Raw genomic sequence first — 26201 nt, 5'->3', positions numbered from 1 at the left:
TTAGGTTTCATGACATGAATACGTTAACTATATTAACATACGTGTTTTTCCATAAAAATATAGCTATTACATGCATTTATCCAATACTCAATCTCTTATCCTCTTCGCCCAGCCATACTTTTAAAACAGTACGTTCCCCACAAATAACGAGAGGAACAAACAAAAAAGTTATATTAATAATTACCCCTCACCCTTTTCATCATTTACTACAACAAAAAAGGCGAGCATCAAATTTACCTCGATGCTCGCCTTTTCAATTACACTGCTTTTTCTTTATCTGTTACCACTGGCTTATCCCAGCACTCTGTATTCGTTAAACCAGGAATAGAATCTGCACTGAAGACTGGATCTTTCCCTTGTTTCTTTTGCCTTACATAGTCTGTTAATGCCGCGTACGCAAATCGGCCAAGAAGTGTAATCGCAATTAAGTTCGTTATTACCATTAGACCCATAAATAAGTCTGCCATATTCCATACAACTTGAAGCGTCGCAACAGAACCGAATAATACCATTCCAACTACCGCAATACGGTAAATTGTTAACCACGTTTTACTTTGCTTAATAAATTCAATATTTGTTTCACCATAGTAGTAGTTTCCTAGAAGTGAACTGAAAGCGAATAAGAAAATAATAATCGCTAAGAAACTGCTCGCCCATGGACCAATTTGTGAACTTAATGCATTTTGCGTTAATTCAATACCTTCTAAGTTCGTTGCTTTATATGCACCAGAACATAGTACGATAAATGCTGTTGATGTACATACTAAGAATGTATCTACTAAAACACCAATTGTTTGAATAAAACCTTGTTTAGCTGGATGCGTTACATCAGCCGTCGCTGCCGCGTTTGGTGCACTACCCATACCTGCTTCATTCGCAAATAATCCGCGCTGAATACCATATTTCATCGCAGCACCGATACCACCGCCTACAGCTGAATCTAAACCGAATGCACCTTTAAAGATTTCTGTAAACACATCTGGTAGTAAATAGAAGTTTTTAATAACAACGAAAATCGCTACTGCAATATAAAGAATTGCCATTGGCGGAACAATCATTTCCGACATACGTGCAATACTTTTTACACCACCAAAAATAATAACCGCAACTAATACTGCTAATACAATCCCAACAACGTAACGCTCAATACCAAATGCATTTTTAAACGCTAATGTAACTGTGTTTGCTTGTACTGAGTTGAAAATTAAACCGTAACTAATTGTAATCAGAATAGAGAACCAAATCCCCATCCAACGTTTATTTAAACCTTTTTCCATATAATAAGCAGGACCACCACGGAAGCCACTGCCATCTTTTATTTTATAAATTTGTGCAAGCGTACTTTCTACGAAACTTGAAGAAGCCCCGATAATCGCAATAACCCACATCCAAAATACAGCTCCAGGTCCTCCCATAGAAATAGCTAACGCTACACCAGCTAAGTTCCCGATACCAATACGAGCTGCAGAACTCATACAAAATGCTTGGAACGATGATACGCTGCCCTTTTTACGTGTCTTTCCAGTTAGTCCATCACTCATTAAACGAACCATTTCCCCTAAATGAGTAATTTGTACGAATTTCAATTTAATAGAAAAATAAAGACCTAAACCAATTAACATTGCAATAAGAATATATGACCAAAGAATTGTATTTGTTGATGAAATAAATTGCTCTAAAATATTCATACAATTAACCCCTCCTTTTCTCCATAAAACGAATTATATTTAAAAAACATTCAAAAATCAACATTTTTCGACAATTTGCAATTTCCAAATATTAGCCAGGTTCACAGTAACAATATCTTTATGACTGACTACCCTCCCTCTAACTGTGCATACTAAAACAAAAAATAAATTCACAAACAACCCTATTGACAAAAATACCAACCTGTAACTATAATTATTACAACAGGTTGTAACAAACCTAATTACAACAAATTCATTTACTTTCAGATATACACTTTAACAAAACACTTTGGAGGGATTTATTATGAAAATCGGAATTATCGGAGCAACTGGTAAAGCAGGAAGTCGTATTTTAAAAGAAGCATTGGATCGCGGACATGAAGTAACTGCAATCGTAAGAAACGCTGCAAAAATTACAGAAGAAAACGTAAAAGTTTTAGAGAAAGATGTATTCTCTCTTACATCTAACGACCTGCAGGCATTTGACGTAGTTGTAAATGCATTCGGTGCTCCAGCAGGCGAAGAACACCTTCACGTAGATGCAGGAAACGTACTTATTGAAGCTATGAAAGGCGCACCAAATACAAAATTACTTGTAGTTGGAGGCGCTGGAAGCTTATTTGTAGACGAAGAGAAAACAACACGTGTATTTGAGACACCAGGTTTCCCGAAAGAATATCTTGCAACAGCTCAAAACCAAGGTAAAAACTTAGAAATTTTACAACAAACAAATGATATCACTTGGACATTCATCAGCCCTTCTGCACTATTCGCATTAGGAAAACGCACTGGTTCTTACAAAGCTGGCAAAGACAATCTTCTTGTTAACTCAAAAGGTGATAGCTACGTAAGTTACGAAGACTTCGCAGTTGCAGCACTTGATGAGATTGAAAACCCAAAACATGTAAACGAACGCTTCACAGTAGTTTCTGAAGCTGAATAATAGAAAAAGCTCGTAAAACATAATGTTTTACGAGCTTTTTTTATTATTACACTTGTTCTAAACCATTTGGAGTAACCTTAAAGGAAATTTCTTTAAACTTTTTCTTATCTCCTTTTCCAACTAACTCACTCTTTTTATACCAACTTAAACGATCTGACTCGGCATGATACACTTTCAATACGTCACCATACTCGAACGCCATACCATTTACTTGTTCTGCAAAATTCTGCGAAGTTTCTTGTCCTTCTGCGGTTACATGCTTTTTCTCAGTTCCATTTTGATCATAAATCGTAAGGCCTATATACTGTTCATTTACAAAGCGATAATGAATCTCATCATTTGTAAATGTTGCATGTAATTTCTTTTCAGCGTGGTTTAACGTAATAATTGAACGTGTAACATCGGACACACCTTGATAGACTAGACTATCCCCATATGTCACTTCTACAGGAACTTCCGTCACTTTCTTATTTCCAAAACGATCTTTCGTTTCTACTTTCACTGTTTGCTGACCAATTTTTGTCATATCTATTTTCCCTACAAAATCTACTACTTCTCCACCCTGTACTTCAACAAAGTTCTTCACGTCTAGCGTTTCGCTATTTGTTCCGATTACTACTTGCTGCGGATTTGCTTTTACTGTTTGCTCATCGTCTAATCTTTCAAATCCATTTTCAGTTATTTTGAAGACTAATTCCTTTATCTCTTTACTTTTTCCTTCGCCCACATATACATCTTTTTGATACCAATGTAAACGAGAAGATTCCGCATGATATACTTTCACTACATCTCCATACTCAAATGCAATTCCATTTACTTCCTTAGCAAATTCTTGCGTATTCTCTAAACCTTTTACTGCTATATTTTTCTTCACTCTTCCTTCTTTATCGTACAATGTGAATTCAAAATACTTTTCATCTTTAAAGTAATCATGAATTAGGTTCTTTGTATCTGTCGCACTCAGTTTTTTCGTATCATGATGCAAAGTTACAATTGATTTTAAGTCACCATCTCTATAGCTTAGCCCATATACAAGTAGGCTATCTCCATATGTTACTGTTAGAGGAACTTCTGTCACTTTCTTATTTCCAAATCGATCTTTCGTTTCTACTTTTACTTTTTGTTCTCCGATTTTTGATGTATTTGGTTTTTCTGCAAAACCAACCACTTCTCCATTTTTTACTTGTACAAATTCTTTCGGATCTAGTTTGTCTACACCCATTCCGACTACTACTTTTTGCGGTTTCGCCGTCACTTCTTGTAAACTATCTTTTAATTCGAACCCTTGCTCAGTGATTTGGAATAATTTCTCTTTTTTATTTTTAGCCTTCCCTTGATCTACAAGTGTATTATTTTGGTACCACTTCAGACGATCCGGTTCTGCATGGAATACTTTTACTACATCACCATATTCAAAATCCAATTCATTTAGTTCCATCGCAAATCTTTTTCCCGTTTCTTGTCCTTCTGCAGATACGCGTTTCTTTTCAATCCCATTTCGATCATATAGCGTTAAGCCCATATATTCTTCTTTTTCAAAACGGTAATGTATTTCATTATTAGTAAAGTTTACATTTAATTTCTTCTTATTGTGGTGAAGTGTCACTGTCGACATTACATCATCTGAAAGTCCTTGAAAAACTATACTGTCATCATAAAATCCGTTAACTTGGACAGGAATTGAATTTTTATTTCCTTTCTCATCCCCAATTTCTACTAACACTTCCTGTTTACCATTCTCTAGTTTAGGCCATACAATCTTTCCTGTTACTTTTACATTCTCACCTAAATTTCGAACAAGTTTACTTGCTTCATTCTCGTCAGAATCTGTACCAACTAAAAGATTTTGTACTTCATTAGCAGGTTCACCATATGGAACCTTATACGGTTCAACTTGCTTCTCACGAATATCATTACTATCTGTAGCTTTCCAGATTTCCTTTTCTAATTTAGGTAACTTTGATTTTTCTATTTTCTCTCTAATATCATCATTTGGTGTTAATCCCCATTCCTCAAAGAAAGGAATTAAATTTTGCCCTGTCACTTGCGATGTCATATAAATAAATAGCTGCTTTTTCTCTTCATCAGAATGAGGCATTTCACTCTGAGGTAACAAACGATAAGCTTGATGTAACCTAGGATAAAAATGTTCTCCATACACTACATTTAATTGCCAAAACATTGTAAGAGGATTAATGTCATCAATGAATCTTTCTGCTTTAGGCTTCTCTAAATACTCAAATGAGTTTTTATAGTGCTCATCCATTTCTAATTGATTCCCTAACGCCTTTTGAACAGCTAATGAGTAAATATTTACTGTTACTTCCCTTACTTTAGACCACTTCCACGGTTCTTGCTGATGTAAATGACCAACTTCATGCCACGGTCCCCATCCATCCTTCTCAAGTACCTCTATATCTAAAACTCTATTCATTGCAGTTGGAATATATCCTGTATGATAATGTTTTGCAAACATAAAGTCCCCTTTAGCAGGCTTCCGTTTTTCAACAAACTGAACATAATGAGTTGGAGATTTTGCAAACCCAACACTGTCCTCAGATAATCCTGCCACTGTGTTTTCTAAACGGATAATCTTATCATGCAATTTCATTAAATCTGTTGGATCCGTATTCTTCATATATTTCTGCACAGAATCATAAGTAGTAGTAATTAAGCTTCTCTCACCTTTTAATTCAACTGCATAAGGATCCTTATATTTTTTTAACATTTCATCCCAATCTTTTTTTGTATGCTTACCTAAAATAAATAAAGGAAAGTGACTACCACCATTTGTAACGGAAGCTGTTACTTCTCCTTCGTTATTCATATTATAAAAATATAAAATACCGCCTCTTGAAGATGAAATAACATTTTTCCCTGGTTTTAAATCAAACTCCTCTGGGTCCTTTTCATCATAAGATCTCGTTCCAATAAAAGCTTGGATAGACTGCGTTCCTTTTATGTCAATTGTAATCTCTTCATTTGGCTCTGCATAAATTCCAGTCGGTTCATTAGCGGAAAGTTTCCAAGTAACTCTTAAACGATTATTTTCTTCTTCTACGCTACCTTTCCCCGGCAACTGAAATACTCTCTGCTCAAACTTATTCTCTTTTACCTCTTCTAATTTCCCACCTTTATTTTCTTCCAAAGGTGCTGCATATCCTTTCGATGCTTCGAAAGCTACTGGCGATAATAATGTAGATATACATATTCCAGCTACTAATACCCTAATCGTCTTTTTCTTCGACATAATCTGTGTCCCCTGTTCCTTTATTTAGATAAACTACCCTATATATTCATCTAATAAGTAATCCTATTATTTCTATAAAAACATTTAATGAATGGACTAACACCTCGCGCACCTGTATATATTACTACCGCATTTCTCTCCATGCATTCGCTTTCTTACATTGTAAAATTTATATGTAATATGCCCTCCTCACTTCTCTCTATTTGTGATGAGTTCTCTTGCTACATAAAAAAGAGAATAGTAAAAGATATTTTTCAGTATTGTCATCTATACATCTAAAAATAAAAATAACAATAAAAACTTACATTTTCTTCATATATGACCATCTATAGGTAGTTTTTCCAAATGAATTTTACACGCTTTACACTTTGTTTGATAGCCTCTCTAATTAGAATAATGTTACAATTTCGTGAATAAAATCTATTTATTGTAACGTTTGGATTTTGTCACATTTTATTATTTTTAAATACTTTTTAAAACGTTAAAATAGTGTTTCACTCGATTAATTATTATCTCGATATACCTTTAAAGAATTCATATGAAAAAGCATTGGCATACGCCAATGCTTTTTCATTATCTCTTTTGATTCGGTTTATGCGGTTCATTTGGAGTATATGGCTTATTTGGTTTATTTGGAGCCTCAGCCTTTTTCCAACTTACCGCTAACTCTGGACTTGTTTTTTCTTCACTACGCTCAAGTAATACTACTGCATTTTGAATAGTCGATGTACCTTTATGCGCAATCCCTTGTAATTTCGTTAAATTTCCTGATACTTTAAAGCTAAATCCACCAGCTGGTGTTTGTTTTGGAATTAAAATGCGGAACTTTTCTCCTACATTAAATTCTGTTTTTGTTTCGCCTTTTTCATTTGCAAATTTCACGCCCGCTGGTGCACCTGTTGCTTGTACTTTATACGTTCCGCTTTTTGCATTTGTTTCTACTGTATATAAACCTGTTTCAAAGAAATCATTTTTTAATACTGCTTCTTGTTCTTCTGTAGGAGTTACACTCATCGTAATTTCTTGTAACTCTTCACTAGCGCTTGCTTTTGCAACAATGTCTTTCGTTACTTTCTCTACATTTTTATTGCGGAAATCTAAATCATTAATATCGATTTGTTTTAACGCATTCCACACTGCAAGCTGCGTTGCGTAATGTGCTTCTCTCCAATCAGAAACACCTAATTCTTGTGGACTCTTTTGTGGATATCCATTCAATAGTACACGGTATACGTTAATATCCACTTTCCCCATTTCCGGTAAATCTTGACCACTTGGAGATTTCAAATCTACATTTAAGCAAAAAGCAATTTTGCCATCTGCGGTTTTAATAAGCTCTGTTCGAATTGGTTTCTTCTTTGACTTACTATAACTCCAATTCATTTCATACTTTGTATGGTCCATAACTTCTGCAAATGCTTTTTGAAGCGGGAATAACACAAATAAAACACTTAAAAACATAGCTAAAATCTTGAACGATTGCTTTATATTCATGTTTACAGCCCCTTATCACAAACTTAATACTAAGTAGTATTTATTTAGAAACTATTTTTATGCACAAAAAAAGAGTGCTTTTACGCACTCTTCTTTCTTACTTTAATCTTAGAAATCGAAGTTATCAGGATCTGGACCAACGCGGTGATTTTGATTTAACGCATCGATTTTTTCCATATCCTCTTTCGTTAATTCGAAATTAAATATATCGGCATTTGCAATAATGCGGTGTTCTTTCGTTGATTTTGGAATAGTGATTACTCCATTTTGAAGATCCCAACGTAAAATAACTTGCGCTGTTGTTTTACCGTGTTTCTCAGCAATTTCTTGTAATTTTTCGTTATCTAATAATTGACCTTGCATAAGTGGTGACCATGCTTCCATTTGAATACCTTGTTCTTTACAGAAAGCTTGTAATTCTTTTTGTGTTAAACGAGGGTGGTATTCTACTTGGTTAATCATTGGTTTAATTTCTGCCTCTTTCATTACATCTTGTAAGTGATGAATTTGGAAATTACTTACCCCAATTGCACGTACGCGTTTTTCTTTATAAAGTGTTTCTAACGCTCTCCACGTATCTTTGTATTTCCCTTCTACAGGCCAATGAACAAGGTATAAATCTAAATACTCCAGCTCTAATTTTTTTAAGCTTTCTTCATATGCAGCAAGTGTCGTTTCATATCCTTGATCCGAATTCCACACTTTTGAAGTAATGAATAAATCTTCACGAGAAATGCCTGCTTCTTTTATACCCGCGCGAATTCCTTCACCTACAGCTTTTTCATTTCCGTAAATTGCAGCTGTATCAATGCTGCGGTATCCTGCTTTAATCGCCGATTTCACTGCTTCTACAAGTTCTGGTCCATCCTCTACTTTAAATACACCTAAACCGAACCAAGGCATTTCTACACCATTATTTAATACTGTTTTACTTTGTAAGTTTTTCATTTTATTTTCTCTCCTTTTATTTTACTTGATCTCTTTTTTCTAATGTCATACTCCACGCAGTTAAAACAACAGCACCTACTACCATAATTCCACCTACCCAAGCCGTATGAATTAATCCTAACGAGTTCGTTACAATACCGCCCAAGTAAGCACCAAGAGCAATTCCTGCGTTAAATGCTGCAATGTTAATCGCCGATGCTACATCAACAGCGCTAGGTACAAACCTCTCAGCTAATATAACAACATACACTTGTAGCCCTGGAACATTCATAAATGCGAATAGTCCCATGAAAATAATTGTGATGAATCCAGCGACTTTAAATGGCGCTGTAAATGTTAAAACAAATAATACAATCGCTTGAATAAAGAACATGTAAAATAACGCTCGAATCGGATTATGGTTTGATAATTTTCCCCCGACCATATTCCCAATCGCAATTGCAATTCCGTATACTAACAAAATAATTGTAACGGTACTTGCTTTAAATCCTGTTACTTCTTGTAATAACGGAGATAAATACGTAAATGTTACGAACGTTCCCCCGTATCCTAATGCAGTAATAATAAATAAAAGTAACAGTCTTCCATTCGTAATCAGCTTAAATTGATCGCGAAATGATACAGACGTACCTTTTTTTAAATTAGGAGGAATTAGCATACTATTGGCGATTAAAGCAACGATTCCAATGGCCACAATAACAATAAACGAGGCCCTCCAGCCAAATTGTTGACCGATAAATGTTCCAATTGGTACACCTGTAATAGTCGCAACAGTTAAACCAGTAAACATAAATGCTATTGCACTTGCACGTTTATTCTCAGGTACAAGCGCAGCCGCAATTGTAGATCCAATTGACATAAAAACACCATGCGCAAATGCAGATACAACCCTCGCAATAAGTAACACAGTAAAACTTGTTGCTACCGCCGCAATTCCATTACCAATAATGAAAATAATCATAATCCACATTAATAACGTCTTTCGCGACATACTAGCTGTTAATGACGTTAATACTGGAGCACCAAACGCTACTCCTAATGCATATAAAGAAACAGTTAACCCCGCTGTTGTAACAGAAACATGTAAATCCTCTGAGATAGATGGTAATAAGCCGACACTAATAAATTCAGTTGTACCAATTCCAAACGCACTAATTGCTAGTGCTAATAAAGCAAACATACTTCTCCGATTCGTCTGCATAACCGAAGAAGATACTGTATATGAATTCAATTGAACTCCTCCTTAATGCGAGAAATCCAATCATAATAGTATGATAAAAAGGCCTTTTTATCTTCTACAAAAATAACTTTACTGTTGATATACGCTATTATGAATGGCTTTACTCTTTTTTTGAAGAACGCACTTAAAAGTACGATAGGTACCTAAAAGTAACATAGGCACTTTTTAGTACCGTACTACTCATTTCCCTCTTACGTATGCTATTATGGAACATATTCAACATGATAAAAAGTACGTACTTTAAAGTGCTATAGGCACTTTTTAGTAACATTTAATTATTTAGCTTCTTTTGTTGGAGAACTTAAATCTACATTCATCAAAGGAGATTTTTATATGAAGAAATATAATATTCCCGTTGAAGCGACTTTAGAGGTTATCGGTGGAAAATGGAAGGTTGTTATCCTTTGTCATCTAACGAAAGGCACAAAAAGAACGAGTGAACTAAAACGTTTAATGCCTGGGATTACACAAAAAATGTTAACTCAGCAATTACGTGAATTAGAAGACGATGGGGTTATTCAAAGAAAAGTATACAATCAAGTACCACCAAAAGTAGAATATTCACTTACAGAATACGGTTGGTCTTTAGAGTCCATTCTTGATTCTCTTTGTACTTGGGGCGAATGCCATCTTGAAAAAAGCGGTAACACATCGATGCTAATTGTAGAAGGTGAATAATAGGAAAAAGGAAAAAACGAACATGAATTTGTTCATTTTTTCCTTTTTTTCTTTATATGTATATACATTTCTAACTGGAACAAAATATTTTATACGCTTTCATACCTTGTCAGCACTACGTTATACACTCAATATCAAATAATTAGGAATCATTTTTATGTTAACATAGGTGTATATAGTATATAATATAGGATATATATTATATACACTTTCCGGTAACGGAGCTTTTCCATTATGCGGACAAGCCATGTATCGGACAGTTCATAAATAATAAGTAAGACGTTATGGTTTTAGATTTATGTTTGCAGCTTACTTGCTGTCATAAATTTAAAGGCATTTTATTGTGTTTTGTGAAACTTTGTATAAAGTTTCGTAAACGTTTACTATCTTACTTATAAAAAATAAGAGTATTGCTATCGTAAAGGAGAATTGGAGATGCCAGAAACTATGACTCAAACAAAGCCAGAACAAGAAACTGTACAAATTTCTGCTAGCCAAGGACAACTTGATGTACTTGATCAGTTGTTAAAACCTGAGGTACAAGAATCATTAACAACACTAGTAGAACAGCTTCCAAAATTAACTGAGCTTGTTAACATTTTAACTAAGTCTTATGACTTCGCTCAAACTGTTGCTACTGATGAAGTATTAAAAAGCGACACTGTTGGTGCAATTACAGAGCTTGTAGAACCTGTAAAAGATACAGTGAAAAGCATGGCTGCAACTGCAATCGAAGCGAAAGATCGTGCTGAAGAAAGCAACGAAGTTATCGGCCTATTCGGCCTGTTAAAATTACTAAAAGATCCACAAGCACAAAAAATGTTCCGCTTTGTGAACGCATATCTTCAAATTAGTGCAGAACGTAACAATAAATAATTTAACTTATAACAACAATTAGTAAAGACGGGGGATATCATACTATGTCAAAACAAATTGTCATCTTAGGCGCTGGTTATGGCGGTCTTCTTGCCGCTTTAAACGTACGTAAATATTACAGCAAATCAGAAGCACAAGTTACAGTGATTAACCAATACCCAACACACCAAATCATCACTGAACTACACCGCCTTGCAGCTGGTAACATGTCTGAGCAAGCAGTTGCAATGCCACTTACAAAGCTTTTCAAAGGGAAAGACATCGATCTTAAAATCGCAACAGTTGAGTCATTCTCAGTTGATAGCAAAGAAATCAAACTAGCTGGTGGCACTACTTTATCTTACGATGCACTTGTAGTTGCTTTAGGAAGTAAAACTGCTTACTTCGGTATTCCAGGACTAGAAGAAAACAGCATGGTATTAAAATCGGCTGCTGATGCAAACAAAATCTACAAACACGTTGAAGACCGTATTCGTGAATACGCGAAAACGAAAAACGAAGCTGATGCTACAATCGTAATCGGTGGTGGCGGATTAACTGGCGTTGAGCTAGTTGGTGAGCTTGCTGACATTATGCCTAAACTTGCAAAAAGCCACGGCGTAAATCCAAAAGAAGTGAAACTTCTTCTTGTTGAAGCAGGTCCAAAAATCCTTCCAGTATTACCAGACCACTTAATCGAACGTGCAACTACTAGCCTAGAAGCACGCGGTGTTACATTCTTAACTGGTCTTCCTGTAACAAACGTTGCTGGCAATGAAATCGACTTAAAAGACGGTCAAAAACTTGTTGCTAACACATTCGTTTGGACAGGCGGCGTACAAGGTAACCCATTAATCGGTGAATCAGGTCTTGAAGTTAACCGTGGACGTGCAACAGTTGATGCATACCTACAATCTACTTCTCACAAAGACGTATTCGTTGCTGGAGACAGCGCTGTTGTCTTCGCTCCAGACGGACGTCCATACCCACCAACTGCACAAATCGCTTGGCAAATGGGTGAGTTAATTGGATACAACTTATACGCAGCACTAGAAGGCAAAGCATTGGAAGAGTTCGCACCTGTAAACTCTGGAACACTTGCTAGTCTAGGACGTAAAGATGCGGTTGCTACAATTGGAGCAAGTAATACTCCACTTAAAGGCTTACCAGCATCATTAATGAAAGAAGCAAGTAACGTTCGTTACTTATCACACATTAAAGGTCTATTCAGCTTAGCTTACTAATCTGAATATAAGCCCGAATCATGCCCTGCATGGTTCGGGCTATTTTTTATCCGTAATTTTCTCTAACTTATTTATTCGTCAAAAAAATTATATACCCTTTAAATTTATCTAAATATACTGACTTTTTATAATGAAAGCTGTCCCGTTCGGAACAGTTCTTATTGTCGCTTTTTGTCGGTAAATCGATATATTGGGAAAATCGCTGATATATTCGGATTTGCGCTGATATATTTCGAAAATCGCCGATATAATTTGAGTTACGGTCGATATATTCGAAAAATCGCCGATATATTTTCCAGCCTTACTTATTATCCTAATTTCACAAGACTGTAGTTCTTCTTCCCTTTACGAATAATAATAAATCTTCCATCAAATGAATTTTCTACAGTAACATCTGTACCCACATCTGTTACTTTCTCACCATTCATAGAAATCGCACCATTATTAATGTCCTCGCGTGCTTGTCGTCTAGATGGTTCAATCCCTAAATCGACTAGCCACTCTACGATGTTTTTCGTCTCTTTTGAAGACTGGAATGTTGGCATTTCTTTAAAGCCTTGTTCAATTTCATCAGCTGTTAACGATTTAATATCTCCGCTAAATAACGCTGCTGTAATTTTCTCAGCTTGCAGGAACGCCTCTTCTCCATGAACAAATTTCGTCATTTCTTCCGCTAACACTTTTTGCGCTTCACGTTTATGAGGCTCTGTTTCTACCTTCGTTGCTAATTCATCAATACGCTCTTTCGTTAAGAACGTAAAGTATTTCAAGTATTTAATTACGTCACGGTCATCTGTATTTACCCAGAACTGGTAAAATTCAAACGGTGTCGTTTTTTCAGGATCAAGCCAAACCGCACCACCCGCTGATTTACCAAACTTCGTACCGTCCGATTTTAATAATAACGGAATCGTTAATCCGAATACTTTCGCCTCATGACCTTCTAACTTACGAATTAAATCTAAACCACTCGTAATATTTCCCCATTGGTCACTGCCACCAATTTGAAGTTGAACATCCTCTTTCGTGTATAAATGGTGGAAGTCCATCGCTTGCAAAATTTGGTACGTGAATTCTGTGAAAGAAATACCTGTATCTAAACGGCTTGCTACAATATCCTTCGCTAACATGCTATTGATGCTAAAGTTTTTCCCGTAATCACGTAAAAACTCAATAATATTTATTTCATGTGTCCAATCATAGTTATTTACCATCTTCACTTCGCTATTTCCACCAAAATCAAATAGCTTTTTCATTTGTGCTGTTAACGCATCTACATTATGCTGAACCACTTCTAACGTTTGAAGCTGACGCTCTGATTGTCGTCCACTCGGATCACCAATTGTTCCTGTTGCCCCGCCAATTAAAATAACAGGATGATGGCCAGCTAATTGGAATCTCTTCATCATCATAAACGGAATCAAATGTCCGATATGCATACTATCACCAGTTGGATCAACTCCGCAGTATAGTGAAATCTTTTTCTCTTCTACTAGCTTACGTAAGCCTTCTTCGTCAGTCTGCTGATTAACGGCGCCGCGCCATTCTAATTCATCAATAATATTCATCTTTTGTCATCCCCTTTATTTTTTAAAAACAAAAAAGCCCCTATGTCTACGATAGACATAGGGACGATTATTCACCGTGTTACCACCCAGTTTGCATAAATAGCATAGCTACTCATACCACTCTTAGCAATAATATCGATTGCTAGTCCGCTTAGCATTACCTAAGATACTCCAGAGTGTAATTCGCAAGTTTGTTTGTGCTAGGTTCCAGCAACCCCTAGCTCTCTCGTTAACAGTGACAAACTGCTACTGGGCTCTTTCAACGTATGTTACTTGTTAAATTATTAGCCATTATATTGAATCGAAAACAAATTGTCAACAATACCCAAATGTTATTTTAAAATAATTCATATCTTCATACGTATTTCGTTATTCTTTATCTTCTCCAATAATCCTTACTTCTCGCTCCAACTTCACGCCAAATTTCTCTTCAACTGTCTTTTGTACGAAGTGAATTAAATCGATGTAATCTTGTGCTGTTCCGTTATCAACATTCACCATAAATCCAGCGTGTTTTAAAGAAACTTCTACTCCACCAATTCGCTTACCTTGTAGTCCTGAGTCTTGAATTAACTTACCAGCAAAGTTATTTGGTGGGCGCTTAAATACGCTACCACATGAAGGATATTCTAGAGGCTGTTTTGACTCACGTTTAAACGTTAAATCATCCATTTTGGCTTTAATTTCTTCATGTACACCTTCTTCAAGTTCAAATCTCGCTTCAAGAATAATGTAATGGTTGTTCGCAAATACACTCTTACGATATCCAAATTCAAATGCTTCTTTCGTCAAAGTACGTAGCTCTCCATCACCTGTCATTACGACAGCTTCTGTTAATACAAACGAAATTTCACCGCCGTATGCACCAGCATTCATATATAATGCTCCGCCAACTGAACCTGGAATACCACAAGCAAACTCAAGACCCGTTAAGTTATGGTCTAAGGCAATACGTGATACGTCAATAATTGCTGCACCACACTGTGCTACAATCGTCGTTCCTGTTACAGTAACACCTGTAATATGAATTAAACTTACTGTAATCCCGCGAATTCCACCATCTTTAATAATGACATTCGATCCATTTCCTAAAAACGTAACTGGAATATTATATTCGTTCGCATATTTAATAACTTCTTGAATTTCATCATAATTTGTAGGCGCAACAAAAACATCTGCTTTTCCGCCAACTTTAATATGCGTATGATTCTTTAACATTTCATCTTGTTTAACATGTCCTTCAGGCAATACCGTACTTAAATATTTATAAACCTCTTGCATATTCATTTTACGATTCCTCTATTTCTATATTCATTTTATCCCGTTATACGGGCCCATAATATCCCCACGTACATGAAAAAACCTAAAGTGGTGGATACAGTGTACCCAAAATCAATTCGAGACACCTATAAACCTCTTAATTTATAAGAGGTGCCACTCATATTAAAATATATATTGCATAATAAAGCAACCCAAATGGACTACTAAACTTGACATGTCATCAGAAAGACAACAATTTGTAAAATATATGACTTTTTCAAAACACTATCCCTCAGTATCTTACTATACCACACAAAAAGAAAGTGGTATTTTTTTGTACTTTTTACTTTATTTACATCAATAAAAAAGAGCACATCCCACAGAATGTGCTCTTTCTATACTCTTTATATTACTTTTCGTTCTCTTCTTTTTCTTTATCAAACCATAACAGCTCATCGTTATCAACTTCACCATTATAATTGATTAAAATTTCTTCTCCTGCTTTTATATCTTTATAAGCATAGAAGTTAAATGTATGATTCTCAAAAACGATGTCATACGTTGCATTCGGTGTATATGAATGATTAAATAACATACCATATCCTAAAAGGATTGCCGTATGATTGATTCCATACTCAAATGCGTAATCAGCAAGTAACGTTTTCTCAATATGTTCATGCTGTTCATTCGGATAAGAGATAACTGGTGCTGCGTGTATCAACTCACCCTTTTTAATATCACGAGTTGCAAATACACCTCTATTAAATTCTCCATCACTAAGTTCAGAAGTCTTAACTTCGATCATATGCGTCACCTATATAATTCTTTCTTTGAAGTATTTTATTCCGCTATTTGCGGATAGCTTGATTGGTGAGGGCTAATAATCAGTATGTACTAGTCTCACTTTATCTCCTTAAGCTTGGCAGAAAACGCGCAGAAAAGCAATTAAATTCCTATCAAGTATTCGTTTCAATGAAAAAAGAGCACATCACTCGTGCTCTTTCTAAGCAATATTACTTTTCTAAAATATCTTCTAACAACTTCACTTGCTCGCTAACAGTTTGTAACGTCTTCACTGACGTATCATTTCGATGTTTTTCTTCTTCCACACTCGCTAGCACTTCTTCTGTAGCTGTAGAAGTTTGCTGAATTACGTTAGAAGCATGCGTAACATCCTTTACAATATTCGTCGTTTTAACTTGGAAACTTTCTTGATGAACAACAACCTCTCGCATTACTTTATTAATCGCATCAATAAACTTTCCTAAATCAGTTACATTTGTTAAAACACTTGCTAACATCTCGTTACATTCTTCTTGTACTCTTTCTGACTTCTCTACTTGCACTTCTACCTTACTTGCTTGATTACTAAACTCCTTCAAAATCCCTTGAATTCTTCCCGCAGAACGATTTGATTCTTCAGCAAGCTTTAACACTTCACTCGCTACAATAGCAAAACCTTTTCCATGCTCGCCTGCCCTCGCAGCTTCAATATTTGCATTTAAAGCTAGCAAACTCGTCTGACTTGAAATATTCGTTATTACATCTACAATTTCATTAATTTGTTTCGATTGCATCATTAAATCTCTAAATATAATTCCAGACTGTGAAACAACATCATTTAAACTTCTCATGTTAGTTTCAAAATTTCTTAGAGTATGTACACTACCTTTTGAAATTTCTAAGCTTTCATCCACATGAGCCGATGCAGTTCTTACTTGAGAGATGATTTGCTCAATATTTCCCTCCATATCATTCAATACTTCTACCGAACGATACATCATCTCTGATTGTGATTGCGTACCAACTGCCACCTCTTCAAAGGCAAAATTAATTTCACTCATCGATTCCATCGACGTGTTCATATTTTGTCTTAAATGATTGAAATTACTATCTAGTTTCACAACTGTTTCTTCAATAAGTCTTTGCGTCTCTTCTAACTCCTGAGCTTTTCTCATTACTTCTTGCTTCTCATCACTTAAACGAAGGAGCAGATTAGAACCGATTTTCGTGACGCCCCACATAGCGATTGTTACAATCGCTAACAAACTTGCGAAATTAGCAGCTTCAGATGAGGCTGTATAAGCAAAAAATTGCTCCGGCCAATAGCTACAAAGGATAAATGTGATCACAACAGCTACCCCGCCAATAATTAAAATGAGGCGCTCGCTTAAATAAATAAGTGAAACAGCTAATGTAAAATAGACCATTTGAAATACAGCCGGGCTTTCATTAAAAGCTTGTACCATAATGTAAGACATTGTAAGCAACATAAATGTCATGATATATTTATACGCTGATTCCATACTTTTTATAAAAGTAAAAAGCGTTCCAAATGCAACGACAGAAATACCACAAATCCAAAATGCTATGGCTCTCTCTGTAAAAATATATCCATAATACCCAATTGCGATTATCCCAAGGAAGAAACTACAAATCGTTATAAACAGTAATAAATGATTTTTCTGTGATTCTTTCTCAAGATTAGAAAAACAAGTCCTCTTTAACCACTCCATATGAAGCCCCACCTTCTACTTATACATATCAATTACTTCAGTTTAAATACCGCACTTACTGGGTTATGATCGCTATTTTCAAACTTTAAATCTTTCCCTTGTACATTTACAATCTCTACATTCGGTGAAACGATAAAGCCATCAATAATAGTGACGAAATTTTCACCTTCTACATATTTCTTTACATCATCTCTTACAGTCATAACAGACGGATCTACAGCCCATTTAAAGCCACCGTCTGTAAAGTCCTTCGGTAACTCTACTAACCACTCAGGACGCTCTTTCACGAACTTCGGATCACTTAATTGAGCGTTCGAAACCAATTGATTCCAATCTCCACCCATTATTACGTAATCACCATTTTCATAATGCTTGTTCATATATTCTTTTAAATACTCTACTTGCTGTTTTCTAATTTTCCCACCTTCATCATAAGCAGACAAATGTAAATTTACGAGTCTAACATGTTTTCCATTATTAACAGGAATTTTATATTCCACAATTGCTCGATCTAAATCAAACAAACGCTTTGGCCAAGGCTCCATTCCAGGCAGCTGGAACCTCTTCGCTTCTTGAACAGTGTATTTAGAAAACGTACTTAATCCAGCCTCCGCATATCCCATTGGATTTGTTATTGGCACTGGAACCCATTTCGTATCGTAGTTCTTGCCAAATGACGAAACATAATCAGGTAATCCTTTTTTCAAAAATTCATGTTCATTTACATCAAATGAACGAAGTGACTTTATATCAACTTCTTGTAATAGCGCAAAATCACTATTCTCATTTTGTAAAAACGAAAGCATATTCTTTAAATTAGTTTCCGTTTGCTCTTTACTACTTGAACCAGATCCCTTTCCACCATCCATAAAGAAATCTTGATCCTTATCTAACCCAGCATATCCAATATTAAATGTTGTAACTTTAAACTCATTTCCAGTCGCTAATACGCGCTCCTTATTATTCTCTACCTTCAAGCTTATAACATCAGCAGGCTGTTCTTTAGTAAGTGTCATATAAGCTAGAAATCCTCCTACAATGCCCGCTACTACTAAAACACATGTAAATACGATTTTTAAAAATTTCTTCAAATAAATGACTCCTTTTCACGCAAATTTATTTTTCTTTATTTTCAGTCAAATAAAACAAAACGACACACATAAGAAACATTTTATCATAATTAAAACCGTATATCACTATATTTAGTTGATAAGTAATCGATCCCATTTTAATTACTTAAAAAGCCTTCAGACATCAAAAAAAGAAAAGTTACACCCTCCTCCTCACTGGAAATTAAACGGTATATTTAGTACACTATATGTAATAATCATAGGCGATGGAGTTCGCCATAAACGCTGCTTAGCTAATGACTCCTACCAGTATGGATACTGGTAGGAGTCTATTTTTTTGAGCAAGCTATTTAAAGAGGTGAGAAAATTGATTTATATTATCGTTGGCATTGCTGGTATATTAGGAGCTCTTTCTCGTTATTATTTAGGTCTTAATATCAACACATTTTGGCATCATTCATTTCCATTGGCAACATTACTCATTAACTTAATCGGTTGCTTTTTCTTAGCGTGGCTAACTACTTATATCGCTCGGCTAAACATCTTACCTTCAGAGGTTATCACAGGCATCGGAACTGGATTCATCGGTTCCTTTACGACTTTTTCAACATTTAGTGTAGAAACTGTGCAATTGATCAATCATTCTGAGTGGAGCATAGCCTTCTTATATGTATCATGCAGCATACTTGGTGGCCTCATTATGTCTGGCCTTGGCTATACACTTGGAGATTTCTTAATTAAGAAATCTCTTACAGAAGGTGATTACTCATGATAGAAGCTTTATTAGTCGCAACAGGAGGATTTTTCGGTGCGATTACACGATTTGCAATTAGCAATTGGTTTAAGAAAAGAAATAAAACACAATTTCCAATTGCTACATTCCTTATTAATATAACAGGAGCATTTTTACTTGGATATATAATCGGCAACGGAGTCACTACAGGCTGGCAACTATTATTAGGTACTGGATTTATGGGCGCATTCACTACATTTTCTACGCTTAAATTAGAATCTGTTCAGCTTCTCAATCGTAAAAAGCTATACATCTTCCTTTTATATTTAAGTGCTACTTACATAATTGGTATCGCCTTTGCCTTCCTTGGAATGAAGCTAGGCGGAATATAAAAAAAGCGACTCTATTGAGTCGCTTTCTTTCATAAGAAGTATGTCCCGCCATATGGAATGGAAAATAAACCAGCTGGATGTACATCGTAATGTACAATTTGCATCGGAAGTTGTGAATAGGGCATATACTGACTTTGCATCATTTGTGCAAAATATGCTTGTTGCTGCATTTGAATAGCTTGATTCACAGCATGAATTGTCCCCTGTGCCCCAGCCAGCGTAATAGCTGCTCCTACTTGTCTTCCATTATAAAAATGATGGTTCATCATGATTCATCTCACTTATACTTTTTCTTCCATATGGTATGTTTCTATTTCATAGTGAGTATTTTGTCCCTATTGGTAGCTCCTATTTATTACCCTTTTTCAGCTTTGAAGTAATAAATCCAAATAGTAATACACCAATACCACTAAGGAACAATATATAACTTATCGGTACTAAGAAAAAGAAAGGTTCTTCAAGGAATCCATCCGCTCCTACCTTACTGTTTGAAGCATGTATCGTTAAAGAAATAATCGCTAAAATCATGAAAGAAATAGCTACTACGTATTTATTTTTCATTTCACATTCTCCTCTACTTATGTAATTCTCCTTAGATTCTTACCATCATATTATCTAAAAAAGAATTAACAGTCAATAATTATTTATTGTTAAACGATAAATAATTATTGACTAAACAAACAACAAAAAGGTTTGCAAAGCATCTTAAATCACTTCGCAAACCTTCTAAATTATAAATATTTACACTTCAAACCTCTTGCTTAATACAATATACATTGCGCAAAATAGCACGAATATCCCAGCATAAATTAACAAAATCTCTACACTAAACATATCCGACAACGGACCAAATATTATCATTCCTAAAGGAAGCGCGCATGAATTCGCAATTTGTACAAGGCTAAACATCCGTCCGTGCATTGATGGTTCTACTTTCTCCTGCAATAACACAGTAACTGGTGTATTGAAGCACGGCATTGTTATACCAATTAAAAAATTAAAGACTAAATACATAATAAATATCGGTGCTATTCCGAGTCCAATCATAAGCAGTCCATATAATGCACAAGCTAGCGCTGTTGTATGCATACGATTACGAAAACCACCCCACGCTGCAATCAATACGCCACCAGCTGCCGCACCCGCACTAAAGGTCATCTCACTAGCAGTAAGTCTCCACATTTCGGCCCCGAAAGAACGAGTTACCATTAAAGGTGTTAAAAAAGCAGCTGGACTTATTAAAATCATGACGATAATCAATAAAACGATTAGCCTTTTAATAAATACATTTTCTTTTAAATAAGTGAACCCTTCTTTAATTCCTTGTAGATTAGATTTTTGCTTACTTTCTACATTCACATGTCCTTCCACATGAATGACAAACATAATACTAATTCCAATCATAGCTGTAATAACATCAATAAAAAATGTTGTTTCAATGCTGGCAATAGAAAGAATCGCAGCACTTGCTGCTGGAGAAAGAAACATAATTAAAGATGTAATACTGCTATTTATTCCATTTACTTTCATAAGATACTCTTTCGGAACGATTTGCGGAATTAATGCATTCACAGCTGGCGTTTGTACTCCTGTTCCAGCTGAACGAATGAGTAACACAATAAAAAGTAACCAAATACTTTTATATCCTGTTAAAAATAAAATTGCTAAGACTAACGTCGCAATCGCTATAATTCCATCCGATAACATAATCATCTTTTTACGGTCATAACGATCAATCCAAACACCTGCAAACAAAGATATCGCAATTTGTGGTAGAAAACCGCAAACAGTTGAAATAGTCAACATCGCTCCTGATGATGTTGTAAGGGTGATATACCATATAATCGCGTATTGCACGAGAGAGGAACCGAACAACGAAATAGTTTGAGCGGTCAAAAATAATATAATTTTCGTTTTCCAATTGTTTTCACTCATATGTTTCACACCCCCTTAACTAATCCCGTCTCTATATGAAAGATGCTATCTGCCCAATCAAGATAAAAACTTGCTTCGTGAGATACGAGTATAATGCTGCCCTTAAACTTAATTAACGCCTTTTGCAAAGCTTCCTTCGCTTCTGCATCCAAATGATTTGTCGGCTCATCTAAAATTAAGAAGTTACAAGGTGATAGTAATAATCCACACAGTTTCACCTTCGATTGTTCACCACCACTTAACGTACGAATTTCTTGCGAAACGTGCGTATCCTTCACTCCACACGCAGCTAAATGATGGCGTATTTCCTTCATATTCAGTTTAGGAAACTGTTCTGAAATAATTTGAAGCGGCGTTAAAGAATCATTGCTCCAATTTAAATCTTGCTCATAATATCCAATCTTTATTTGCTCTGAAAAGTGAAACTCTCCAGAAATACTAGCAATATTTCCAACGATTGTTTTTAATAAAGTAGATTTCCCTACTCCATTGAAACCTGTAATGACAAGTTTTTGCCCACCCATTACTGAAAAATTCAACTTTGGTAAGAGAGCGAAGTCGTAACCAACTTCAAGATTATTTACTTCAAGAACTGTCTGAACTGAAATGGGAAGTTCCTGAAAATGAATAGACGGTTTATGAGTAAAACTTGGTGGCGCAATTCTTTCCATACGCTGTAATTGTTTTCTACGACCTTGCGCTATTTTTGAATTTACCCCAGCAATATTTCTACGAATATACTCTTCCGTTTTTTCAATTTTCTTTTGCTGTGCATAATATTGGCGAATATAATCTTTTCGCAAATGCTCCTTTTGTCTTACAAAATCTGAGTATTTGCCGTAATACTTCTTAACTGTTCCGAACTCTACATCACATATGCAAGAAGTTACCTTTTCCAGAAAATCAAAATCATGTGATACGACAATAAACGCTCCTTCAAAATTCATTAAATAATTAGCAAGCCACTCCACATGCTCCTTATCGAGAAAATTCGTCGGTTCATCTAGCAATAAAATATTAGGCTCTTCTAATAAGAGCTTCGCTAAAATTACCTTTGCACGCTGCCCTCCGCTTAATTCACCAATCACACGATTCATCCCAATCACATCAATACCTAAACCGGCTGCCACCTTATTCGTAATACTATCTACTGAATAAAAATCACGAGCCTCGAGCAGTCCTTGAATTTCTGCCGCTTTCAATAGTTGATTTTCATCTCCAGTCATCACACTTTCTTCATATAACTTGTTCATTCTCTTTTCCATTTCATACAAATCATAAAAGGCTCTCTTTAAATATTGTGAAATGGTATAACCCTCATCAATTTCTGCGTATTGATCAAGATGTCCAATTTGAATATTAGGTTGCCACTTTATGTCTCCCTTATCAGGAATAATTTCCCCCACCAATATTTTCATTAATGTGCTTTTTCCTGCACCATTCTGTCCAACAATTCCCATATGCTCCCCTTTATGCAAATCAAAAGAAGCATTTTCGTATAATACTTTATCTATAAAACTATGTGATAAACTTTCCACTTTAAGTAAACTCATTTTTATTCCTCTTTTCCTGAAATTAAAAAAAGCAGAGAGATAGCGTCATTCGACACTAGCCCTCTGCTTCGTGGTTTTTCCTATACTACTCCAATTTATAGTAAAGACTCATCGGAATAATATACACAAAGGGCCATAGACAAAGCATTGTCTATGGCCCCTTAATCTATTTTATACACCAGCTGAAAAACCATAACGAAATAAGCATAGATACACTATACTTTTTTAGAAAAGTTATTCAGCCGATGAATATAGGGGATTTATACCCCTTGATTAAGCTCCGTACAACGCTTCACCGTATACATTTGTGCGGAGCAAAGTTTTCTAATGAGTTTTACAAATTTTATATAAAGCATATTATGCACCTTCCTTAATACTTAAAAAGGATTTTAGCATACGGTTTTACGAAGCGTCAACATTACTTCCGAATCTTTCAACTACTTGTTTTCAAAATATTGCTTCTGAAACATACACATTCTTATTGCATTATGATAGTTACCATCAACGAAAAACTCATCGATAAGCTCACCTTCTACCATAAACCCAACTTTTTTATAAACATGTACTGCCTTTTCATTTTCCTTATCCACAACTAAATAAATCTTATGCATATTTAGTACGGAAAAAGCGTAATCCATTGCTAAACGCGTCGCATCCACTGCATAACCATATCCTTGATAATTCGGATCAATAATGATTTGGAATTCTGTTCTACGGTGAATATAATCGATTTCTACTAACTCAACTAATCCAACCATTTCATTGTCTTTCTCAACGATAAATCGGCGTTCGCTTTGATCATGTATATGTTTATCATATAAGTCTTGCAGCTCCACAAATGCCTCATACGGCTCTTCAAACCAATACGACATAATATGCGCATTATTATTCAGTTCGTGTACAAACTTTAAATCTTCTCGTTCTAATGGACGTAACTTCAATTCCTGATTCATTCCTATAACCTCCAAGTAAAAGAAACCTCTTCACTTAATTTCTCAATTTTTTTCGATTTCAAACGCCCTAATTTCATTGTAAACTTTCAAGCAACTTGAAGGTCAAGATGTAAAAAAGTAGTGCTGACTTATGTCTGCACTACTACTCTTTTCTCAAATCTCTCATATTTGATATGTATAAAGCAATAACTAAAACAAGAATTGCTCCTGCGTATAATAACGTCTCCATCGGTTCCTCATGAGACACAATAATTAATCGAATTAAGGCCGTAATTCCGATATAAATAAAATAACGTAACGGGAAATGATAGTTCGATTTAAAATACTTAATAATTAATGCAATGAACTCGAAGTATAAGAAATAGACGATGATACTTTCAACCAATTTATAAGACGTATACTCTTTTGCCGAAAAAATATACTGCACGAACGTAATTGTCTCATTCACTAAGAAAATTGATAACACAATGGATAATATAATTAAGGCTATATTTAATATCCATTGCAAAACACTAGCTATAACATGATCGATATTAAATGACTTCATACTCTCTTTAGACTCCCCTTCGTATAAGTACTTATTTATTATAGCAAAATTACGATTGGAAAGAAGTTAAATCATATATTCGTCCTTTGTTATTGCCAGTGAAGGTGATGTTCATTGTTTGGAGGAGTCTTTTAACCGCAGAACTAGATTCCATATTAAGAAATTCCCTCAATTCGCTATTAGTAGTTATCACACTAAACAGAAGTGTGTAATCTTGTACAGCACGTAAATGAGCATGTTTAGACATACTATTGCAATTTGAACAACGCCATCCCTGTCTTTCTTTTAACATTGCCATTGTAAAACATTCCTCACACTGTACACCCTTTAGCAATTCCTCTTTTTTAATTTTATATTGCGCAAGAACATTTTGACGTTGCGGAATGTGCTCATTCATAATCTGGCCTATAAGTCCATTTATATTATCAATCACTTTTTCTTTATATTGATTTTTAATCTGTTTTATTCTATTAGGTAAATTTGCACTGTGGATAATTTTACTAGACAGTATTTCATCTGAAGTTTTAATAATTGTACGAGGGGAACTAATTACAACGAGGGCTTCAATCGGAATATTATGTAAATCATGTAGATTCAGCCATTTTCTCAGTTGCATCTCTTGCCGTTTCAGTTGTAAAAGCGGATCTGGGAATCCTTCTTCCGTATTACCATCTACTATTCGAATAAGTTGATTGAACTTTGTATCAAAAATTAATGTACCAATAATATTTTTTATTTCAAAAAAAAGAAGAAAATAAGATGAAACTATGAGGGTATCAATTTGGAAATAATGTTTTTGATCAAATAACCTAATATCATGTAAAATATGGTATTCTGCTTCGGATAGAAAACTCAGCGGATACTCAATCGCCTGCTCTCCTTTATAGCCGGCCATAAATTTCGCTAGACTTTCAACCACCACATTCCTTTTTGGATGATGAGCAGGCAATCTTCTAAGTAAAGCTTCTAATTGCAGCAAATATACGGGCATTTTCCGCTCTTTCACAATCATTTTTATCCCCCTCCAAAATATATCAGCGATTTTTCAAATATATCAGCACAACTCCAAATATATCGGCGATTTTCGAAATATATCGGCGCAACTCCAAATATATCAGCGATTTTCGAAATATATCAACTTACCGACAAAAACCGACACAACATACACACATAAAATCTTATACACAGTATAACATCACATCTAAAATCGCAATGTAAGCATAATGTGTATACCCCAATGTGATTACGCCATTTTCAAAATAAGAAATTTACATTCCCCCCATGTAAAAGACCTTTTTATAAGTATGAAAAAAATTTAGGAATTAGTTTATCTT

Annotated in this window: 23 protein-coding genes, 1 riboswitch and 1 other annotated feature; of the genes, 6 read left to right on the top strand and 17 right to left on the bottom strand. The window is 35.1% G+C overall.

From position 1 onward, the window contains the following. Window positions 1–257: 257 nt before the first annotated feature. Entirely contained in the window at window positions 258–1688 is a 1431-nt protein-coding gene (locus ACS2CR_RS06610; RefSeq protein WP_001022922.1) for an alanine/glycine:cation symporter family protein, read from the bottom strand. Between the two features lie 304 nt (window positions 1689–1992). Between ACS2CR_RS06610 and ACS2CR_RS06605 the strand changes: the two genes are divergently transcribed. After that, complete coding sequence (locus tag ACS2CR_RS06605; RefSeq protein ID WP_000689896.1) at window positions 1993–2631, top strand: NAD(P)-dependent oxidoreductase; 639 nt, start codon at window positions 1993–1995, stop codon at window positions 2629–2631. 46 nt (window positions 2632–2677) lie between these two features. On the opposite strand, the gene ACS2CR_RS06600 is transcribed toward ACS2CR_RS06605, so the two are convergent. The 4 genes from ACS2CR_RS06600 to ACS2CR_RS06585 form a co-directional block, all read right to left on the bottom strand. Beyond that, entirely contained in the window at window positions 2678–5881 is a 3204-nt protein-coding gene (locus tag ACS2CR_RS06600; protein ID WP_153602639.1) for a putative mucin/carbohydrate-binding domain-containing protein, read from the bottom strand. Window positions 5882–6454: 573 nt separating this feature from the next. Beyond that, window positions 6455–7375 (bottom strand): thioester domain-containing protein, encoded by a 921-nt coding sequence (locus ACS2CR_RS06595; protein ID WP_001022515.1) that lies wholly within the window; start codon window positions 7373–7375, stop codon window positions 6455–6457. A 108-nt stretch (window positions 7376–7483) separates the two neighbouring features. Then, complete coding sequence (locus tag ACS2CR_RS06590) at window positions 7484–8323, bottom strand: aldo/keto reductase (protein WP_016110917.1); 840 nt, start codon at window positions 8321–8323, stop codon at window positions 7484–7486. Between the two features lie 16 nt (window positions 8324–8339). Continuing rightward, window positions 8340–9524 (bottom strand): MFS transporter, encoded by a 1185-nt coding sequence (locus ACS2CR_RS06585; protein ID WP_167091631.1) that lies wholly within the window; start codon window positions 9522–9524, stop codon window positions 8340–8342. Between the two features lie 372 nt (window positions 9525–9896). Between ACS2CR_RS06585 and ACS2CR_RS06580 the strand changes: the two genes are divergently transcribed. The 3 genes from ACS2CR_RS06580 to ACS2CR_RS06570 all read left to right on the top strand — a co-directional run bounded on the left by ACS2CR_RS06580 (window position 9897) and on the right by ACS2CR_RS06570 (window position 12340). After that, on the top strand, window positions 9897–10241 hold the full coding sequence (locus ACS2CR_RS06580) for a winged helix-turn-helix transcriptional regulator (protein ID WP_000760475.1): 345 nt from the start codon (window positions 9897–9899) through the stop codon (window positions 10239–10241). 435 nt (window positions 10242–10676) lie between these two features. Further along, window positions 10677–11117 carry a DUF1641 domain-containing protein gene (locus ACS2CR_RS06575; RefSeq protein WP_001115311.1) on the top strand — a complete coding sequence of 147 codons (441 nt, stop codon included), beginning with the start codon at window positions 10677–10679 and terminating at the stop codon, window positions 11115–11117. A gap of 44 nt (window positions 11118–11161) precedes the next feature. After that, on the top strand, window positions 11162–12340 hold the full coding sequence (locus ACS2CR_RS06570) for an NAD(P)/FAD-dependent oxidoreductase (RefSeq protein WP_153602638.1): 1179 nt from the start codon (window positions 11162–11164) through the stop codon (window positions 12338–12340). Window positions 12341–12648: 308 nt separating this feature from the next. Here the strand turns inward: ACS2CR_RS06570 and tyrS are convergent, their stop codons facing one another. The 5 genes from tyrS to ACS2CR_RS06545 all read right to left on the bottom strand — a co-directional run bounded on the left by tyrS (window position 12649) and on the right by ACS2CR_RS06545 (window position 18775). Continuing rightward, complete coding sequence (gene tyrS, locus ACS2CR_RS06565) at window positions 12649–13908, bottom strand: tyrosine--tRNA ligase (RefSeq protein ID WP_001021098.1); 1260 nt, start codon at window positions 13906–13908, stop codon at window positions 12649–12651. A 56-nt stretch (window positions 13909–13964) separates the two neighbouring features. After that, window positions 13965–14180 (bottom strand) — a binding site (T-box leader). A gap of 97 nt (window positions 14181–14277) precedes the next feature. After that, window positions 14278–15195 (bottom strand): UDP-N-acetylmuramate dehydrogenase, encoded by a 918-nt coding sequence (murB, locus tag ACS2CR_RS06560; protein WP_001057102.1) that lies wholly within the window; start codon window positions 15193–15195, stop codon window positions 14278–14280. Between the two features lie 382 nt (window positions 15196–15577). Next, a complete protein-coding gene (locus ACS2CR_RS06555; protein WP_000573649.1) occupies window positions 15578–15973 on the bottom strand; it encodes an SET domain-containing protein in 396 nt (131 codons plus the stop codon). A gap of 208 nt (window positions 15974–16181) precedes the next feature. Further along, window positions 16182–17684, bottom strand: coding sequence for a DUF4077 domain-containing protein (locus ACS2CR_RS06550; protein WP_000455078.1), 1503 nt, complete (start codon window positions 17682–17684; stop codon window positions 16182–16184). Between the two features lie 32 nt (window positions 17685–17716). Then, the gene (locus tag ACS2CR_RS06545) at window positions 17717–18775 is read right to left on the bottom strand and encodes an endonuclease/exonuclease/phosphatase family protein (protein WP_000714051.1); all 1059 of its coding nucleotides are present in this window, start codon (window positions 18773–18775) and stop codon (window positions 17717–17719) included. A gap of 232 nt (window positions 18776–19007) precedes the next feature. Continuing rightward, window positions 19008–19067: riboswitch (Fluoride riboswitch) on the top strand. Between the two features lie 54 nt (window positions 19068–19121). Here ACS2CR_RS06545 and crcB (ACS2CR_RS06540) point away from each other — a divergent pair. After that, window positions 19122–19526 carry a fluoride efflux transporter CrcB gene (gene crcB / locus ACS2CR_RS06540; RefSeq protein ID WP_000639312.1) on the top strand — a complete coding sequence of 135 codons (405 nt, stop codon included), beginning with the start codon at window positions 19122–19124 and terminating at the stop codon, window positions 19524–19526. Next, window positions 19523–19879, top strand: a complete 357-nt coding sequence (crcB, locus tag ACS2CR_RS06535; RefSeq protein ID WP_000568584.1) for a fluoride efflux transporter CrcB — start codon at window positions 19523–19525, stop codon at window positions 19877–19879. The genes crcB (ACS2CR_RS06540) and crcB (ACS2CR_RS06535) overlap by 4 nt, the downstream gene beginning before the upstream one ends. Window positions 19880–19908: 29 nt before the next feature. Here the strand turns inward: crcB (ACS2CR_RS06535) and ACS2CR_RS06530 are convergent, their stop codons facing one another. The 7 genes from ACS2CR_RS06530 to ACS2CR_RS06500 form a co-directional block, all read right to left on the bottom strand. Then, a complete protein-coding gene (locus tag ACS2CR_RS06530; RefSeq protein WP_000980932.1) occupies window positions 19909–20148 on the bottom strand; it encodes a DUF3947 family protein in 240 nt (79 codons plus the stop codon). Window positions 20149–20227: 79 nt separating this feature from the next. Continuing rightward, a complete protein-coding gene (locus ACS2CR_RS06525) occupies window positions 20228–20440 on the bottom strand; it encodes a DUF3955 domain-containing protein (RefSeq protein WP_053514358.1) in 213 nt (70 codons plus the stop codon). Window positions 20441–20620: 180 nt separating this feature from the next. Further along, on the bottom strand, window positions 20621–21814 hold the full coding sequence (locus tag ACS2CR_RS06520) for an MFS transporter (RefSeq protein WP_053514357.1): 1194 nt from the start codon (window positions 21812–21814) through the stop codon (window positions 20621–20623). Between the two features lie 5 nt (window positions 21815–21819). Continuing rightward, complete coding sequence (locus ACS2CR_RS06515; protein ID WP_053514356.1) at window positions 21820–23367, bottom strand: ABC-F family ATP-binding cassette domain-containing protein; 1548 nt, start codon at window positions 23365–23367, stop codon at window positions 21820–21822. A gap of 437 nt (window positions 23368–23804) precedes the next feature. After that, on the bottom strand, window positions 23805–24320 hold the full coding sequence (gene speG / locus ACS2CR_RS06510; protein WP_001071092.1) for a spermidine N1-acetyltransferase: 516 nt from the start codon (window positions 24318–24320) through the stop codon (window positions 23805–23807). A gap of 142 nt (window positions 24321–24462) precedes the next feature. Further along, the gene (gene psiE, locus ACS2CR_RS06505) at window positions 24463–24867 is read right to left on the bottom strand and encodes a phosphate-starvation-inducible protein PsiE (protein ID WP_000834708.1); all 405 of its coding nucleotides are present in this window, start codon (window positions 24865–24867) and stop codon (window positions 24463–24465) included. 49 nt (window positions 24868–24916) lie between these two features. Beyond that, on the bottom strand, window positions 24917–25879 hold the full coding sequence (locus tag ACS2CR_RS06500; RefSeq protein ID WP_000635745.1) for a nuclease-related domain-containing protein: 963 nt from the start codon (window positions 25877–25879) through the stop codon (window positions 24917–24919). Between the last annotated feature and the right edge of the window lie 322 nt (window positions 25880–26201).

Origin of the sequence: Bacillus cereus group sp. BceL291, from assembly GCF_051776705.1 — a bacterium.
In the GTDB taxonomy this organism is placed as follows: Bacteria; Bacillota; Bacilli; order Bacillales; family Bacillaceae_G; genus Bacillus_A; species Bacillus_A cereus.
The sequence above is the reverse complement of the archived record's forward strand: the minus strand, read 5'-3'. Positions and strand labels throughout refer to the sequence as shown.